Origin of the sequence: Streptacidiphilus sp. MAP12-20, assembly GCF_041262525.1 — a bacterium.
Lineage (GTDB): Bacteria > Actinomycetota > Actinomycetes > Streptomycetales > Streptomycetaceae > Streptacidiphilus.
Genome location: NZ_JBGCCK010000017.1, coordinates 56,504 through 71,298, shown reverse-complemented (window position 1 = coordinate 71,298; position 14,795 = coordinate 56,504). Strand labels below are relative to the sequence as shown.

The window sequence follows — 14,795 nt, the reverse complement described above, 5'->3', positions numbered from 1 at the left end:
GAGAAACCACCCTGTGCCGATGGCCCTGAGTGTCGAGGACCATCGGCACGCGGTGGCTTGTCGCGCAGTTCCTCGCGCCCCTGGACAGTGCAACGGGCCCCGCGCCCAAAGGTCAACGTCGTTCGGGTTTGGCCGAGCGGCCCATGAGTTCCTTCACCGCCGTCTGGGGCGACTTGCCGCCATGGACGATGTCCACCACCGTCGCGGTGATCGGCATGTCGACGCCGTGGCGGGTTGCCAGGTCCAGCACCGAGACGCAGGACTTGACGCCCTCGGCGGTCTGGCGGTTCGCCGCGATCGCCTCGTCGAGAGACATCCCGCGGCCCAGGTTCGTGCCGAAGGTGTGGTTCCGCGAGAGCGGAGAGGAGCAGGTGGCCACCAGGTCGCCCATCCCCGCGAGCCCCGCGAACGTGTGCGCGTCCGCGCCCATCGCCAGGCCCAGGCGGGTGGTCTCGGCCAGACCGCGGGTGATCAGGGAGGCCTTCGTGTTGTCGCCCAGACCCATGCCGTCGGCGATGCCGACCGCCAGGCCGATGACGTTCTTCACCGCGCCGCCCAGCTCGCAGCCGACCACGTCGGTGATCGTGTAGGGCCGGAAGTAGCCGGTCAGGCACGCGGCCTGAAGGCGGCGGGCGACGTCCTCGTCCGCGCAGGCGACGACGCTCGCCGCGGGCTGCCTGCGGACGATCTCGGGAGCCAGGTTCGGACCGGAGACGACCGCGATGCGCTCCTTGGGCGCGCCCGTGACCTCCTCGATCACCTCGCTCATCAGCATCGCCGTGCCGAGCTCGACGCCCTTCATCAGGCTGACCAGCACCGTCTCCGGCGCCAGCAGCGGCACCCAGGCGCTGAGGCCCGCGCGCAACGTCTGCGAGGGGACGGTCAGGACGGTGAACTCCGCGTCCGCCGCCGCCTTGGCCGCGTCGGTCGTCGCGGTGATGCCGGGCGGAAGCTCGATGCCCGGGTGGTAGTCCGGGTTGGTCCGGGTGCCGTTGATGGCGTCGACCACCTCCTGGCGGCGGCCCCACAGCTTCACCTCGCAGCCGGCGTCCGCCAGGATCATCGCGAAGGCCGTGCCCCACGAACCGGTGCCGAACACGGCGCAACGGGTGGTCACTCCGCCGCCTCCTTCTCGCTCTTGCGGTCCGCCGTGCTCCGCGCCCTGGCCATGTCGAAGCGCTCCGCCGGAGCCTTCTCCCCGCGCAGCTCCTCCAGCTGGGCGGTGATGGCGTCCATGATGGCCTCGGTGGCCTCGCGCAGAACCGTTCCGGTGAGCTCCTGGCCGCGCCAGCGGTCCAGGTCCACCGGCGGGCCCGCCACGACCTTGACGATGTGTCGCGGGAAGGGCTTGAAGCGGCGGTTGCCCCGACCGCCCTTGGCGTAGCGCGGCATGATCTCGTGCGCGCCCCACTGGGCCACCGGGACGACCGGCGCGCCGGTCGTCAGCGCGACGCGGGCGGCGCCCGTCTTGCCGGTCATCGGCCACAGGTCGGGGTCGCGGGTCAGCGTGCCCTCGATGTAGAAGGCGACGCATTCCCCCGCGTTGACCGCGTCGATCGCGGCGCGGAATGCGTGCGCGGCGTCGGCGGAACCACGGTAGACGGGGATCTGTCCCGCGCCCGTCAGAATCTGCTTGACCCCGGGAACGTTGAAGACCCCGGCCTTCGCCAGAAATCGTGCGGGACGTCCGGAGTCGTACTGATAGTGGCCGTAGACGAGCGGGTCCAAATACGAGTTGTGGTTGATCGCGGTGAGGAATCCGCCCTGAGCAGGAAAGTTCTCGTATCCGCCCCACTCACGCTTGGTGAGCGCGAACAGCGGCGGCTTCGCGATGGCCGCCGCCAGCCGGTACCAGAAGCCGTATCTGCGGCGCGCCGCCCTGGTGCTGGAGCCGGGCACGAGCACTCCTCCTTGCGTTTCATCCTCGCCGGATTCACCGGATTCCCATCGTCAACCGCACAAGTGTCGCCCCTGCCTGGACTGACTGTCGAGGCACCCCCGCCGGTGCGCGGCCGAGCCGGGCAGAATGTCACACGATGACGACGCCGCCGGTCACCCTGGTGATCCCCCTCAAGCCGCTGGCCGCGGCCAAGTCCCGACTGGGCCCCTCGGTCGGCGCGCTCCGGCCCGAGCTCGCGCTGGCCTTCGCGCTGGACACGGTGCTGGCGGCCCGACAGTGCGACACGGTGGCGGCGGTGGTGGCGGTCTGCGACGACGAGCGCGCGGGGGCGGAGCTGGCGGTGGCCGGCGCGGTGGTGATACCCGACCACCCCGGCGCGGGCCTCAACGCGGCGCTGACGCACGGCGCGCGGTACGCGCGTCAGGCGCTGGGCGCGGGGGCGGTGGCAGCGATGTCGGCGGACCTGCCGGCGCTGGTTCCCGCGGAGCTGGACCGAGTCCTGACCGCGGCGGCCGCGCACGAGCGGGCGTTCCTGGCGGACACCCAGGGCGTCGGCACGACCCTCCTGGCCGCTGCGGCGGGGGTGCCGCTGGCGCCGGCTTTCGGCGGACCTTCGCGGGAGCGGCATGCCGCGTCGGGCGCGGTGGAGCTGCGGCTGGGCGGTGTGACGAGCGTGCGGCGCGACGTGGACACGGGCGCGGACCTCCGCGTGGCGCTGGCGCTGGGCGCGGGGCCGCGCACGCTGGCTACGCTTGGGCGTATGCAGGCGACAGCGTTCACGTACTCCCCCGACAGCCGCAGCGGTCAGGTGCTGCTCGACGACGGCACGGCCCTGGGCTTCGACGCCGCCGCGTTCGACGCCGGCGGCCTGCGGTTGCTGCGCCCCGGCCAGCGGGTCCGCATCGAAACCGAGGGCGACGGCGGCGACCGCCGCATCACGCTGATCACCCTGCAGACCTTCTAGCAGAGGCCCGGTTGCACCATCAGGGGCGCGAGGAACTGCACGGCCAACCAACTGCGTCGCCGCAGCTTTGCACTTCCTGAGCTTGCAACCACCCAGGGGCGCGGGGAACTGCGCGCTCAGCCCTCTACCTGGGTAGACGGTTGCTCGCGCAGTTCCCCGCGCCCCTGAGGTGTTGCCTTGTTGCCCACGAGCGCAGGTGTCCCCGCGCCCTGGATAGTGCAACTACTTCTTGGCTGCGGCCTTGCGGGCCGGGGCCTTCTTGGCGGTGGTGGCCTTCTTCGCCGCCGTGGTGGTCTTCTTGGCCGCGACCGTCTTCTTCGCCGTCGTCGCCCTCTTGGCGGCGGGGCGCGTCGCGCTCGCGGTGACCGTCTTCTTCGCCGGGGCCTTGACCGCCGCCGTGGTCTTCTTGGCGGTGGTCTTCTTCGCGGCGGCGGTGGTGGTCTTCTTGGCCGCCGTCGCCGTCGTGGCCTTCTTCGCCGCGGTGGCCGTGGTGGCCTTCTTCGCGGCCGCCTTCTTGACCGTGGGCGTGGTCTTCTTCGCCGTGGTCGCCTTCTTGGCGGCAGCCTTCTTCGCCGCCGGGGAGCCGGCCGGAGCCGCCATCCCACTCTTGCCCGGGGTCAGCGAGCCCTTGGGGGCCTTCTTGACCGAGACACCCGTCTTCGGGAGCTTCTTCGAGCCGCTGACCAGGTCCTTGAAACCCTGGCCCGGACGGAACCGCGGAACCGCGGTCTTCTTGACCTTGACCCGGTCGCCGGTCTGCGGGTTACGGGCGAACCGCGCGGCGCGGTCCACCTTCTCGAACGTGCCGAAACCGGTCACGGACACGCGGTCACCCGCGGTCACCGCACGCACGATGGTGTCGAGCACAGCATCAACTGCCTCTGCGGCGGCGCGACGGCCACCCAGCTGCTCGGCCACCGCTTCAACAAGCTGCGCCTTGTTCACGTCTTCCCCTTCGGAAACGGTTGCCCGGAAGATTCTTTCTGGGCAATTCGCACGTTAGGCATGTATATACGCCATTTCAATAACCAAACGGGCGCATCACCCTTGTGTCGCAATGGATTCGGGTTTCAACCCTGCGTCGGACCGGGCAGTCTGCCGCTGTCCAAGTCATCCACGAAACGCGCCAACCTCCGTGCGGCTGCTGGGAGATCGCGCTTCGCCGCCTCCGTCACAATGAGCAACGAACGGGTCAACGCGGTCCTCTCCGCATCCGACACGTCCAGAGCACGCACACGGGCGTGTGCATCCTTGAGTCGTTGCGCGACCAGCTCGTAGAGCTCGGCGTCCGCGGCCTCCTCGTACAGCTCCGCGTCGTCGTCGCCCAGGGGGCGGTCACTCGGACTCATGCGGAGATTCTGCCATCTTTGGGCAGTTGTTCCCCGCTGCGCCTGGCCTTGACCTTACACACAGTCACCGCGAGAACAGCAATCAGCCCCCCGGCGAGGACCGGGGGGCTGACGCGGAGACAGGCCTGGTGAGGCCTCAGCCGACGGGCAGGGTGGTCGGCTTGAAGGCGGGTCGGGACGCCTCGTAGGAGGCGATGTCCGCTTCCTGCTGGAGGGTGATGCTGATGTCGTCCAGGCCGTTCAGCAGACGCCAACGGACGTTCTCGTCCAGCTCGAACGAGGCGGTGACGTCGGCCGCGCGGACCTCACGGGCCTCCAGGTCGACGGTCACCTCCGCCTGCGGGTCGGCCTCCACCAGCGCCCACAGCTGCTCCACGGTCTCCTGCGGCAGGATCACCGTCAGCAGGCCGTTCTTGAGCGAGTTGCCACGGAAGATGTCCGCGAAGCGCGAGGAGATGACGGTCTTGAAGCCGTAGTTCTGCAGCGCCCAGACCGCGTGCTCGCGGGAGGAGCCGGTGCCGAACTCGGGGCCGGCGATCAGGACCGTAGCGCCCTGACGCTCGGGGAGGTTGAGGACGAAGGACTCGTCCTTGCGCCACGCCTCGAAGAGGCCGTCCTCGAAGCCGTTGCGGGTGACCTTCTTGAGCCAGTGGGCCGGGATGATCTGGTCGGTGTCGACGTTGCTGCGGCGCAGCGGAACGGCCCGGCCGGTGTGCGAAGTGAACTTCTCCATGGCTGCTCAGGCCTCCACGAGCTGCTGGGCGTCGGTCAGGTCGGCGGGCGAGGCCAAGTGGCCCAGCACCGCGGTGGCTGCGGCCACCTGGGGGCTGACCAGGTGGGTGCGGCCGCCCTTGCCCTGGCGGCCCTCGAAGTTGCGGTTGGAGGTCGACGCGCAGCGCTCGCCCGGGGCCAGCTGGTCCGGGTTCATGCCCAGACACATCGAGCAGCCCGCGTGCCGCCATTCGGCTCCGGCCGCGGTGAAGACCTTGTCCAGGCCCTCCTCGATCGCCTGCAGGGCGACGCGCACCGAGCCGGGGACGACCAGCATCCGCACGCCGTCGGCGACCTGGCGGCCGTCCAGGATGGCCGCGGCGGCGCGCAGGTCCTCGATCCGGCCGTTGGTGCAGGAGCCGACGAACACCGCGTCCACGGAGACCTCGCGCAGCGGGGTACCGGCGGTGAGGCCCATGTACGTCAGGGCGTTCTCGGCGGCGATGCGCGCCTGCGGGTCCTCGAAGGAGGCCGGGTCGGGCACGTTGGCGCCCAGCGGGGCGCCCTGACCGGGGTTGGTGCCCCAGGTGACGAACGGGCTCAGCTCGGCCGCGTCGATGAAGACCTCGGCGTCGAACACCGCGTCCTCGTCGGTGGCCAGGGTCTTCCAGTAGGCCACCGCGGCCTCCCAGTCCTCACCCTTGGGCGCGTGGTCGCGGCCCTCCAGGTAGGCGAAGGTGGTCTCGTCGGGGGCGATCATGCCCGCCCGCGCACCGGCCTCGATCGACATGTTGCAGACGGTCATCCGGGCCTCCATGGAGAGGCTGCGGATCGCCGAGCCGCGGTACTCCAGGACGTAGCCCTGGCCGCCGCCGGTGCCGATCTTGGTGATGACGGCCAGGATCAGGTCCTTCGCGGTGACGCCGTCGGGCAGCTCGCCCTCCACGGTGATCGCCATGGTCTTCGGGCGGTCCATCGGCAGCGTCTGGGTGGCCAGTACGTGCTCGACCTGGCTGGTGCCGATGCCGAAGGCCAGCGCGCCGAAGGCGCCGTGCGTGGAGGTGTGGGAATCGCCACAGACCACGGTGGTGCCGGGCTGGGTCAGGCCCAGCTGCGGTCCCACGACGTGGACGACGCCCTGCTCGACGTCGCCCAGCGAGTGCAGGCGTACCCCGAACTCGGCGCAGTTGCGGCGCAGCGTCTCCAGCTGGACCTTGGAAACCGGGTCGGCGATGGGCTTGTCGATGTCGAGGGTGGGCGTGTTGTGGTCCTCGGTCGCGATCGTGAGATCGGTCCGGCGGACCTTGCGTCCGGCCAGACGCAGGCCGTCGAAGGCCTGCGGGCTGGTCACCTCGTGCAGCAGGTGCAGATCGATGTAGAGGAGGTCGGGCTCGCCCTCGGCGCGCCGAACGACATGGTCGTCCCAGACCTTCTCCGCGAGTGTGCGTCCCATCGCTATCCCTCCGACCGGCAACGTCACCGGTCCAGCTGGTCGGTGCTCTTGTTTCTCCAGAGTGGCGCAGATCCCAGAAGATTGAACTTGCGTCTCGCGATCCGAGACTGCAATATCAGGGCATGGACAACTCTAGTGGCGTCGGCGTTCTCGACAAAGCTGCTCTGGTGCTGAGCGCGCTAGAGGCAGGCCCCGCGACCCTGGCCGGACTCGTCTCGGCCACCGGCTTGGCGCGCCCCACGGCGCACCGTCTCGCGGTCGCGTTGGAGCATCACCGCTTGGTCACCCGTGACATGCAGGGCCGCTTCATCCTGGGGCCCCGCCTCTCCGAGCTCTCCGCCGCGGCGGGCGAGGACCGCCTGCTGGCCACGGCCGGCCCGGTGCTCACCCACCTGCGCGACGTGACGGGCGAGAGTGCGCAGCTGTACCGACGGCAAGGCGATCTCCGCATCTGCGTGGCGGCGGCCGAGCGGCTCTCCGGCCTGCGGGACACCGTCCCGGTCGGCAGCACGCTCCCGATGAAGGCAGGATCGGCGGCTCAGGTGCTGCTCGCCTGGGAGGAGCCCGAGCGACTGCACCGCGGCCTGCAGGGCGCGCGCTTCACCGCGACGGCGCTCTCCGGCGTCCGGCGGCGTGGCTGGGCCCAGTCGATCGGCGAGCGGGAGCCCGGTGTGGCCTCCGTCTCCGCGCCGGTGCGCGGGCCCTCCAACCGGGTCGTGGCGGCGGTCTCCGTCTCCGGCCCGATCGAGCGGCTGACCCGCCACCCGGGCCGCCTGCACGCCCAGGCCATCGTCGAGGCGGCGGCCCGTCTCACGGACGCCCTGCGTCGGGCCTGATTCCCCGTCCCTGATTCTCTGTCAATACGTCGGGTGGACCGCGAGAGCGGTTCACCCGACGCTCTTGTATTTCCTCCCGGAAATACAAAAAAGGCCCCGTGGGGCCTTCAGAAAAATAAGCTGGGGTACCAGGACTCGAACCTAGACTAAATGAACCAGAATCACTCGTGCTGCCAATTACACCATACCCCAAAAGTACCCCCGACCGGATTCGAACCGGCGCTACTGCCGTGAGAGGGCAGCGTGCTAGGCCGCTACACAACGGGGGCGTTGACTCTTGCGAGTCGAGTACCCCCGACCGGATTCGAACCGGCGCTACTGCCGTGAGAGGGCAGCGTGCTAGGCCGCTACACAACGGGGGCGTTGATCCTTGCGGATCGAGTACCCCCGACCGGATTCGAACCGGCGCTACTGCCGTGAGAGGGCAGCGTGCTAGGCCGCTACACAACGGGGGCAAGATTTTGAATTATGGCTGGGGTACCAGGACTCGAACCTAGACTAACTGAACCAGAATCAGTCGTGCTGCCAATTACACCATACCCCATCGCACTGTCCAGAGGATCTTGGTGAGAGCTTCTGGGCTCTCCCCCCGTCCCTCCCGGGCGGCGCAACAAGAGGAACACTACCGGATGGTGGGCGGCGCTCCAAAATCGATAAGCCGGAGCACCGCGCGGCCACCTCGTCCGGCTCAACCCCGCTTGACGACCCGGTTGGTCAGCGTCCCGATGCCCTCGACGGTGACGGAGACCTCGTCGCCGATCGCCAACGGACCGACGCCGGCCGGGGTGCCGGTGAGGATGACGTCGCCGGGGAGCAGGGTCATCGCGTCGGAGATGTGCACGACGAGGTCCGCGATCGAGCGAACCATCTGCGAGGTGCGGCCCGCCTGGCGGAGTTCGCCGTTGACGGTGCAGGTGACGGCGAGGTCGGCCGGATCCAGCTCGGTCTCGATCCACGGGCCCAGCGGGCAGGCCGTGTCGAAGCCCTTGGCGCGGGCCCACTGCCCCTCGCGCTGCTGGATGTCACGGGCGGTGACGTCGTTGGCGCAGGTGTAGCCGAGGATGACGTCGTTGACCCTGGAGTGCGGGACCTCCCGGCACAGCCGGCCGATGACGACGGCCAGTTCGGCCTCGTAGTGCACGTCGGAGGAGAACGGCGGGTAGGCGATGTTCTCGGTCGGGCCGATCACCGAGGTGGAGGGCTTGAAGAAGGTGAGCGGCGCCTCGGGCACCTCGTTGCCCAGTTCGGCGGCGTGCGCGGCGTAGTTGCGGCCGACCGCCACGATCTTGCTGGGCAGCATCGGCGGCAGCAGCCGCACGTCCGCCAGCGGGAGGACCTGACCGGTGGGCTGCGGCTCACCGAACGGGTGGCCCGCGAGCACCGCGACGGATTCGGCCTCGGCGTCGATCGCGCCGAAGGTGACGGCCCCCTCGAAGGAAAACCTGGCGATGCGCACGGTGGAACGTCTCCTCTGCTGGGTCGTCGACGGGGAGTCGAAGCAACACCCAGCCTATCCGCGCGCAGCATGAGGGCCCCGCCGTGGCGGGGCCCTCATGGGTGGAGCTGGGTGGAGCCGAGTGGAACTACTGCGCCGGACGGGGCTCCGGGGCGACCATCAGGTTGGTGCGGCGCGGGTTCGCGGTCTGCTGCGGCAGCTCCGCTCGCTCGACAGCGGACAGGCGCAGCGCGGGGCCGCCGTCCTCGGGCAGGGCGGCGAGCGTCGTCCGACGGGGGTTGGCCGTCGGGCGGAAGCTCATGGTCGTCTTGAAGGTCACCGGGAACCTCACCTCGGAATCGTTCAGTGGCACATCAAGGATCTCATTCCACATCAAGGTCATCCGGCACTACCTCAACTCCTGTGAGTTTGGTCACTTTTCAGCTGGGTACACCCGACAGTTACGACATTGTGCCCTCACCTATAAACACCGCATAAAGCTCATATCGGACAAAATCATGACGCGGCGTCACCTTGACGGATGCGATTCGGGTGCGCGTGTGTCCGAAAGATGCGGTTTCCCTTGCCATAACTCGCACACTGCGTCACAACGCTCCCACCGATCGTCACCGGCTCGGCTACCCAGAGTCGCCCCTTGTTGGAGATCGGGGGCTGTGCTGGAATGCCACGGACCGCCGGAGGCCGCCCCTCCATAGCGCCACAAGCACGGCGCCGGGGCGCACTCGACGGCGGCTTACGGGCGCAGACGGGACCCGACCGGGGTCCACGCCCACCGAGAACTCGACACCGTCCCTACCGCTGCCCGCAGCGGGGGACGCCTGGTCCAGAGGTTGCGACGCTAGTGCAGGGACGTATCAAGAGGGGTGGCGGCGCGGGCAACCCGGCGGACCGCGGAGCAGCTGGCCAGCAGCAGCCGTCGCCGAATGCCCCCCACGCCGCCGAGGGCTCCCGCCCCGGGCCCACGCAGAGCCAGACCGGCCCCGACGCTCCGGGCTCCAAGTCCGGCAAGCCCGGAAAGGGCGAGAAGGGCGGATCGAGCCGAACAGGGCGCACCCCCCCGCAGAAGGCCGGCGGGGTGCGGCGCTACCGGCTCAGCAACTGGCGAATCCGGACCAGGCTGACCGCGCTGCTCATGCTGCCTGTGATCGCGGCCATCGTCCTCGGTGGCCTCCGTATCCAGGGCTCTCTGCAGACCCAGCAGCAGCTCGACAGCGTCGCCAAGCTCGGTGACGTGGCCCAGGCCGCGTCGAACCTGGCCATCGCGCTCCAGAAAGAGCGCGACGACATGGCCCTCGGTGTCAGCACCGGGGATCCGCGCGGAGGCCTGTTCCTCTACGACCAGAAGCAGACCGAGGCCAAGAAGCAGAAGCTCAGCAACCTGGTCAACCAGCTGCAGATATCGCAGCTGCCGGGCAACGGCATCGACATCACCAACGTGATGACGAAGCTGGGCAACATCCCCTCGATCGAGCAGACCGCCTTCCAGGTCGACCGGACCCAGGGCGCGGACCTGCAGAAGACCATCGCCCAGTTCAACGGCCTGATCGCGCCGCTCACGCAGATCACCCAGGACCTCGCCCTCGCCTCCTCCAACGTGCAGCTGGTCCAGGCGACCCGCTCGCTGCAGGCGTTCACGCAGTGGCACGAGGACCTCGCCATCGTCCGGTCGATGCTGACCGCGGCCCTCGGCTCGGTGGACCCGACCACGGGCAAGCCCAGCATTACGACGAGCGACCGGCAGTACGCACTGAGCGCGTTCAACGACGCCCAGAACGCCCAACACGAGTTCGCGGCGCTCTACGGAAGTGCCAAGGCCGACAACCTGATCGGCTCGTGGCAGAACAACACCAACGTCGGCACCGCCAACCGCTTCGCCAAGCAGGTGCTGAACAGCAACGACGGCTTCACCAGCCAGACCACCCTGCAGCCCGCGGCGGACTGGGCCGGTGAATCCGGCACGCAGATGCAGCTGATGCAGGCGGACGAGTCCTTCCTGGTCCAGGAACTGAACAACACCGCCGCCCAGCTGCGTTCGCAGGCCCAGACCGACGCCTACGTCAACGCCGGTCTGATCGCCCTGGTCCTCGTCGTCGCCATCGCCGGCGCCGCAGTGGTCGCCCGCTCGATGGTCCGCACGCTGGCGAAGCTCCAGGAGACCGCCGAGGACGTCGCCGAGCACACGCTGCCGGAGATGGTCCGCAAGCTCTCCGAGTCTGACCCGCAGGACGTGGACGTCTCGATCGCGCCGATCGGCATCGACTCCACGGACGAGATCGGCCACGTGGCCCGCGCCTTCGACAAGGTCCACAGCCAGGCGGTCCGACTGGCCGCCGAGCAGGCCCTGCTCCGAGGCAACATCAACGCGATGTTCACCAACCTCTCGCGCCGCTCGCAGGGTCTGATCCAGCGTCAGCTGTCGATGATCTCCGAGCTGGAGTCCCGCGAGGCGGACCCGGACCAGCTGGCCCAGCTGTTCAAGCTCGACCACCTCGCGACGCGTATGCGCCGTAACGGTGAGAACCTTCTCGTCCTCGCCGGTGAGGACCCGGGCCGACGCTGGACCCGTCCGGTCCCGCTGGTCGACGTGCTCCGCGCCGCCGCCTCCGAGGTCGAGCAGTACGAGCGCATCGAGCTGGCCTCGGTGCCGACGGCCGACGTCGCCGGCCGCGTCGTCAACGACCTCGTCCACCTGCTCGCCGAGCTGCTCGAGAACGCGACCTCGTTCTCCAGCCCGCAGACGCGCGTCCGGGTCACCGGCCACGCGCTGCCGGACGGCCGGGTGCTGGTCGAGATCCACGACACCGGCATCGGCCTCTCCCCCGACGACCTGGCCGAGATCAACGAGCGCCTGGCGAACCCGCCGGTGGTGGACGTCTCTGTCTCCCGCCGCATGGGCCTCTTCGTGGTCGGTCGACTCTCGCTCCGTCACGGCATCCGGATCCAGCTGCGCCCGAGCGACTCCGGCGGCACCACCGCGCTGGTCATGCTGCCGGTCGACGTCACCAACGTCGCCGAGCGCCGCGCCGGCGGTCAGGCTCCGGCCGCGACCGCAGGCCCGCAGCGTCCGGCCGCACCGGCAGGTCCGCAGCGCACCCCGCTCGCCCAGGGTGGCCCCGGCGGCCCCGGCGGGGCGGGCGTTCGCCCCTCACTGCCGCAGCAGTCACACCTCGGCCTGCCGCAGGGCTCCGGCGCTCCGGTCGGCTCGCCGCAGGGGGGTCTCCCCCGGCGCGGTGGCCAGCCGACGGACGGTCGCGGCATGCCGTCGCCCGTCCCGACGGCGGACTCCGGCTTCGGCCAGCAGGGCCTGCCGCAGCGCGGCGGACCCCAGCAGGGCCAGCCCGGCCAGGCGCCGCAGCACGGCCTGCCGCAGCGCGGCGCGCCTCAGCAGCCGGTCGGTTTCGACCCGAGCCGGACGGACGGGCGCGGGATGCCGATCCCGGGCGCCGGCCAGCCCGGCGCGGACGCCACCTTCGGCCTGGGCCTGCCCCAGCAGCCCGGCGGTTACGGGCAGGGCCAGGGTCAGGGCCAGCAGGGCTACCGGACCGACGGTCGCGGCCTGCCGCACGAGGCTTCGCCCTGGGCGGAGCAGCCGCAGCACGGTTCGCCCGCCGGGCAGCCGCTGGGCGGCGTCGACAGCACAGCGCAGTTCGCCCGCCCGCGCTTCGACGACGCGCCGCCGGTCCATCCGGCCGCTCCCACGCAGCCGATGCCGCCGCAGCACATGCCCATGCAGCCCATGCCCACGCAGCCCATGCCTGCCCAGCCGACGCAGCCGATGCCGCAGCGCGGACAGACGGACTTCGGTTCGGACCCGCTCACCCGGGCGCTTCCCGCCGCGGACCCCGGCTCCACCAGCTCGCCGATCTTCGAGCAGATGGAGACCACCTGGTTCCGCGCCGGTCGCGCCGAGCGGATGCGCGGCGTCCAGGTCTCCGCGCAGGAGGCGAACCAGGACCCGAACCGTCAGCAGCAACCGCAGCAGCCGCAGCAGGGCCGTCCGGCCCAGCCGGGCATGCCCGCCGGTGCGACGGCCGCGTCCGGCATGAGCGACGGCCAGGCGCCGTGGCGCAACTCCAGCAACGACGAGACGTGGCGCCGGGCCGAGCAGGTCCGCGAGCCCAGTGCCGGCGGCGTCATGCCGTCCGGTCTGCCCCGACGCGTGCCCAAGGCCAACCTGGTCCCTGGCACCGCCGAGGCCTCGGCGATGGCAGGTCCGCAGGTCTCCCGTTCGCCGGAAGAGGTCCGCGGACGACTCACCAACCTGCGTCGTGGTATCCAGCAGGGCCGTGCCGCGGGGGCGTCCGGTCCTGACCAGGGCAACGGCCCGTACGGCAGCAACCCCCAGGAGCGTTGATCCAGATGAGCCAGATGAGCCAGGCAGCAAGCAACCTGAACTGGTTGATCACCAACTTCGTGGACAACACCCCTGGGGTGTCGCACACCGTGGTGGTCTCCGCCGACGGCCTCCTGCTGTCCATGTCCGAGGGCTTCCCTCGGGACCGGGCCGACCAGTTGGCGGCGGTCGCCTCCGGGCTGACCTCGCTGACCCAGGGCGCGTCCCGGATTTTCGAGGGCGGCAAGGTCACCCAGACCGTGGTGGAGATGGAGCGCGGCTTCCTCTTCCTCATGGCCGTCTCCGACGGTTCGTCCCTCGCCGTGCTCGCGTCCCCGGACAGCGACATCGGCCTGGTCGGCTACGAGATGGCCCTGCTCGTCGACCGTGCCGGCGACGTGCTCACCCCGGCGCTGCGGGCCGAGCTCCAGGGCAGTCTGCTGCACTGAGTCGAGTGAGACGTGGGCCACCTCGGCCCGCGAATCCTGGCGGCGCCGGGACTCGCGGGCCGAGGGGCCCGTACACTCCGGTGCCACTCGCGCCACTGAGACAGCCCACTCCGGACTACGCACCATTCCACCCTCGCCGCGGAAAGGCACGACAGCCGCTGCAGCACTAGGAGGACAGATGACTTCACCGCTCGGAGGCCAAGGCGGTGCACGCCAGCCGTTGGTGCGCCCCTACGCCATGACCGGCGGGCGCACCCGGCCGCGGTACCAGCTCGCCATCGAGGCGCTGGTCACCAGCACGCCGCAGGCCTACCGCTCGGGGACGCTGCTTCCCGAGCACGCGCGGATCGTGGACCTGTGCCGCGAAGTGAAGTCGGTGGCGGAGGTCTCCGCCCTGTGCCCCATGCCCCTGGGTGTGGCCCGCATCCTCGTCGCCGACCTGGCCGAGGCCGGCCTCGTCGCCATCCACCAGCCCGCGGCCGCCTCCGAAACCGGCGGCGCGCCCGACGTCACACTGCTCGAAAGGGTGCTCAGTGGACTACGCAAGCTCTAGCCCGCCCCTGGCGACCCGCGCCACGACCTCCGCGAAGATCGTGGTGGCGGGCGGCTTCGGCGTGGGCAAGACCACCCTGGTCGGCGCGGTCTCCGAGATCAACCCGCTGCGCACCGAGGCCGTGATGACCTCGGCCTCGGCCGGGATCGACGACCTGACGCACATCAGCGGGAAGACCACGACCACGGTCGCGATGGACTTCGGCCGCATCACGCTGGACGCGGACCTGATCCTGTACCTGTTCGGCACGCCCGGACAGGACCGCTTCTGGTTCATGTGGGACGACCTGGTCCGCGGCGCGATCGGCGCGGTGGTCCTGGTCGACACCCGCCGACTGGCGGACTGCTTCCCCGCCATCGACTACTTCGAGAACAGCGGCCTGCCCTTCGTCGTGGCCCTCAACGGTTTCGACGGCTACCAGGCCCACAACCCCGAAGAGGTGCGCGAGGCCCTGCAGTTGGGGCCGGACACGCCGATCATCAGCACCGACGCCCGCCGGCGTGACAGCGCGAAGTCCGCGCTGATCACTCTCGTCGAGCACGCGCTGCTGGCCCGGCTCCGGTAACCGCCGGGTCGGGTACCCCGTCAGCCACCGAGCTGGGGACGACCGAGTGTTGAACATTCCATAACAGTTCGACACGCATTTCCCACTCAGCTCTCACCACCGGTAGGCGAGCGCACACGCAGCGCAGAACCAAGCGTGGGCATTCGCCGCCAGTGGGAGTTTATGTCCCATTTTTCGCCAGGAATCCGGCGCTTCACGGGTGTTTGGCCAAGGCCATGAGCCCGTG

General features: G+C 70.1%; 13 protein-coding genes, 5 tRNA genes and 1 pseudogene. 6 read left to right on the top strand and 13 right to left on the bottom strand.

Annotation, left to right across the window (positions count from 1 at the left end):
- Window positions 1-112: 112 nt before the first annotated feature.
- Both ABIA32_RS22880 and ABIA32_RS22875 read right to left on the bottom strand, forming a co-directional pair.
- The gene (locus ABIA32_RS22880) at window positions 113-1,117 is read right to left on the bottom strand and encodes an NAD(P)H-dependent glycerol-3-phosphate dehydrogenase (protein ID WP_370098513.1); all 1,005 of its coding nucleotides are present in this window, start codon (window positions 1,115-1,117) and stop codon (window positions 113-115) included.
- Window positions 1,114-1,899 carry a lysophospholipid acyltransferase family protein gene (locus ABIA32_RS22875; protein WP_370098511.1) on the bottom strand — a complete coding sequence of 262 codons (786 nt, stop codon included), beginning with the start codon at window positions 1,897-1,899 and terminating at the stop codon, window positions 1,114-1,116. Before ABIA32_RS22875 ends, ABIA32_RS22880 begins: the two co-directional genes overlap by 4 nt.
- Window positions 1,900-2,036: 137 nt before the next feature.
- Between ABIA32_RS22875 and cofC the strand changes: the two are divergent.
- Window positions 2,037-2,672 (top strand): annotated as a pseudogene (cofC, locus tag ABIA32_RS22870) (2-phospho-L-lactate guanylyltransferase); the annotation flags it as partial.
- A gap of 414 nt (window positions 2,673-3,086) precedes the next feature.
- Here cofC and ABIA32_RS22865 read toward each other — a convergent pair.
- The 4 genes from ABIA32_RS22865 to leuC form a co-directional block, all read right to left on the bottom strand.
- Window positions 3,087-3,809 carry an HU family DNA-binding protein gene (locus ABIA32_RS22865; protein WP_370098508.1) on the bottom strand — a complete coding sequence of 241 codons (723 nt, stop codon included), beginning with the start codon at window positions 3,807-3,809 and terminating at the stop codon, window positions 3,087-3,089.
- A 125-nt stretch (window positions 3,810-3,934) separates the two neighbouring features.
- On the bottom strand, window positions 3,935-4,213 hold the full coding sequence (locus tag ABIA32_RS22860; RefSeq protein WP_370098505.1) for a hypothetical protein: 279 nt from the start codon (window positions 4,211-4,213) through the stop codon (window positions 3,935-3,937).
- A gap of 136 nt (window positions 4,214-4,349) precedes the next feature.
- Entirely contained in the window at window positions 4,350-4,946 is a 597-nt protein-coding gene (gene leuD, locus ABIA32_RS22855; protein ID WP_370098502.1) for a 3-isopropylmalate dehydratase small subunit, read from the bottom strand.
- Between the two features lie 6 nt (window positions 4,947-4,952).
- Window positions 4,953-6,377 carry a 3-isopropylmalate dehydratase large subunit gene (leuC, locus tag ABIA32_RS22850; RefSeq protein ID WP_370098499.1) on the bottom strand — a complete coding sequence of 475 codons (1,425 nt, stop codon included), beginning with the start codon at window positions 6,375-6,377 and terminating at the stop codon, window positions 4,953-4,955.
- A 122-nt stretch (window positions 6,378-6,499) separates the two neighbouring features.
- Here leuC and ABIA32_RS22845 point away from each other — a divergent pair, with 122 nt between their 5' ends.
- A complete protein-coding gene (locus ABIA32_RS22845; RefSeq protein WP_370098497.1) occupies window positions 6,500-7,213 on the top strand; it encodes an IclR family transcriptional regulator in 714 nt (237 codons plus the stop codon).
- Window positions 7,214-7,333: 120 nt separating this feature from the next.
- On the opposite strand, the gene ABIA32_RS22840 is transcribed toward ABIA32_RS22845, so the two are convergent.
- The 7 genes from ABIA32_RS22840 to ABIA32_RS22810 all read right to left on the bottom strand — a co-directional run bounded on the left by ABIA32_RS22840 (window position 7,334) and on the right by ABIA32_RS22810 (window position 8,988).
- A tRNA-Gln gene (locus tag ABIA32_RS22840) sits at window positions 7,334-7,405 on the bottom strand.
- Between the two features lie 4 nt (window positions 7,406-7,409).
- A tRNA-Glu gene (locus tag ABIA32_RS22835) sits at window positions 7,410-7,482 on the bottom strand.
- 20 nt (window positions 7,483-7,502) lie between these two features.
- A tRNA-Glu gene (locus ABIA32_RS22830) sits at window positions 7,503-7,575 on the bottom strand.
- 20 nt (window positions 7,576-7,595) lie between these two features.
- Window positions 7,596-7,668, bottom strand: a tRNA-Glu gene (locus tag ABIA32_RS22825).
- A gap of 14 nt (window positions 7,669-7,682) precedes the next feature.
- Window positions 7,683-7,757: transfer RNA gene (locus ABIA32_RS22820), tRNA-Gln, on the bottom strand.
- A 144-nt stretch (window positions 7,758-7,901) separates the two neighbouring features.
- Window positions 7,902-8,669 (bottom strand): fumarylacetoacetate hydrolase family protein, encoded by a 768-nt coding sequence (locus ABIA32_RS22815; protein ID WP_370098494.1) that lies wholly within the window; start codon window positions 8,667-8,669, stop codon window positions 7,902-7,904.
- Between the two features lie 127 nt (window positions 8,670-8,796).
- Window positions 8,797-8,988 carry a hypothetical protein gene (locus ABIA32_RS22810; RefSeq protein WP_370098491.1) on the bottom strand — a complete coding sequence of 64 codons (192 nt, stop codon included), beginning with the start codon at window positions 8,986-8,988 and terminating at the stop codon, window positions 8,797-8,799.
- Between the two features lie 522 nt (window positions 8,989-9,510).
- Between ABIA32_RS22810 and ABIA32_RS22805 the strand changes: the two genes are divergently transcribed.
- From ABIA32_RS22805 to ABIA32_RS22790, 4 genes are all read left to right on the top strand, one after another.
- Window positions 9,511-13,023 carry a nitrate- and nitrite sensing domain-containing protein gene (locus ABIA32_RS22805; protein ID WP_370098488.1) on the top strand — a complete coding sequence of 1,171 codons (3,513 nt, stop codon included), beginning with the start codon at window positions 9,511-9,513 and terminating at the stop codon, window positions 13,021-13,023.
- Window positions 13,024-13,028: 5 nt separating this feature from the next.
- Complete coding sequence (locus ABIA32_RS22800; protein ID WP_370098486.1) at window positions 13,029-13,451, top strand: roadblock/LC7 domain-containing protein; 423 nt, start codon at window positions 13,029-13,031, stop codon at window positions 13,449-13,451.
- A gap of 178 nt (window positions 13,452-13,629) precedes the next feature.
- Entirely contained in the window at window positions 13,630-14,004 is a 375-nt protein-coding gene (locus ABIA32_RS22795; protein WP_370098483.1) for a DUF742 domain-containing protein, read from the top strand.
- The gene (locus ABIA32_RS22790) at window positions 13,985-14,569 is read left to right on the top strand and encodes an ATP/GTP-binding protein (protein WP_370098480.1); all 585 of its coding nucleotides are present in this window, start codon (window positions 13,985-13,987) and stop codon (window positions 14,567-14,569) included. The genes ABIA32_RS22795 and ABIA32_RS22790 overlap by 20 nt, the downstream gene beginning before the upstream one ends.
- The last annotated feature ends 226 nt before the right edge of the window (window positions 14,570-14,795 follow it).

Bases quoted from the DNA above. Each gene is read 5' to 3' on its own strand.
- leuC (WP_370098499.1), bottom strand. From the start codon at position 6,377: ATGGGACGCACACTCGCGGAGAAGGTCTGGGACGACCATGTCGTTCGG.
- ABIA32_RS22845 (WP_370098497.1), top strand. From the start codon at position 6,500: ATGGACAACTCTAGTGGCGTCGGCGTTCTCGACAAAGCTGCTCTGGTG.
- ABIA32_RS22795 (WP_370098483.1), top strand. From the start codon at position 13,630: ATGACTTCACCGCTCGGAGGCCAAGGCGGTGCACGCCAGCCGTTGGTG.
- leuD (WP_370098502.1), bottom strand. From the start codon at position 4,946: ATGGAGAAGTTCACTTCGCACACCGGCCGGGCCGTTCCGCTGCGCCGC.
- ABIA32_RS22800 (WP_370098486.1), top strand. From the start codon at position 13,029: ATGAGCCAGATGAGCCAGGCAGCAAGCAACCTGAACTGGTTGATCACC.
- ABIA32_RS22860 (WP_370098505.1), bottom strand. From the start codon at position 4,213: ATGAGTCCGAGTGACCGCCCCCTGGGCGACGACGACGCGGAGCTGTAC.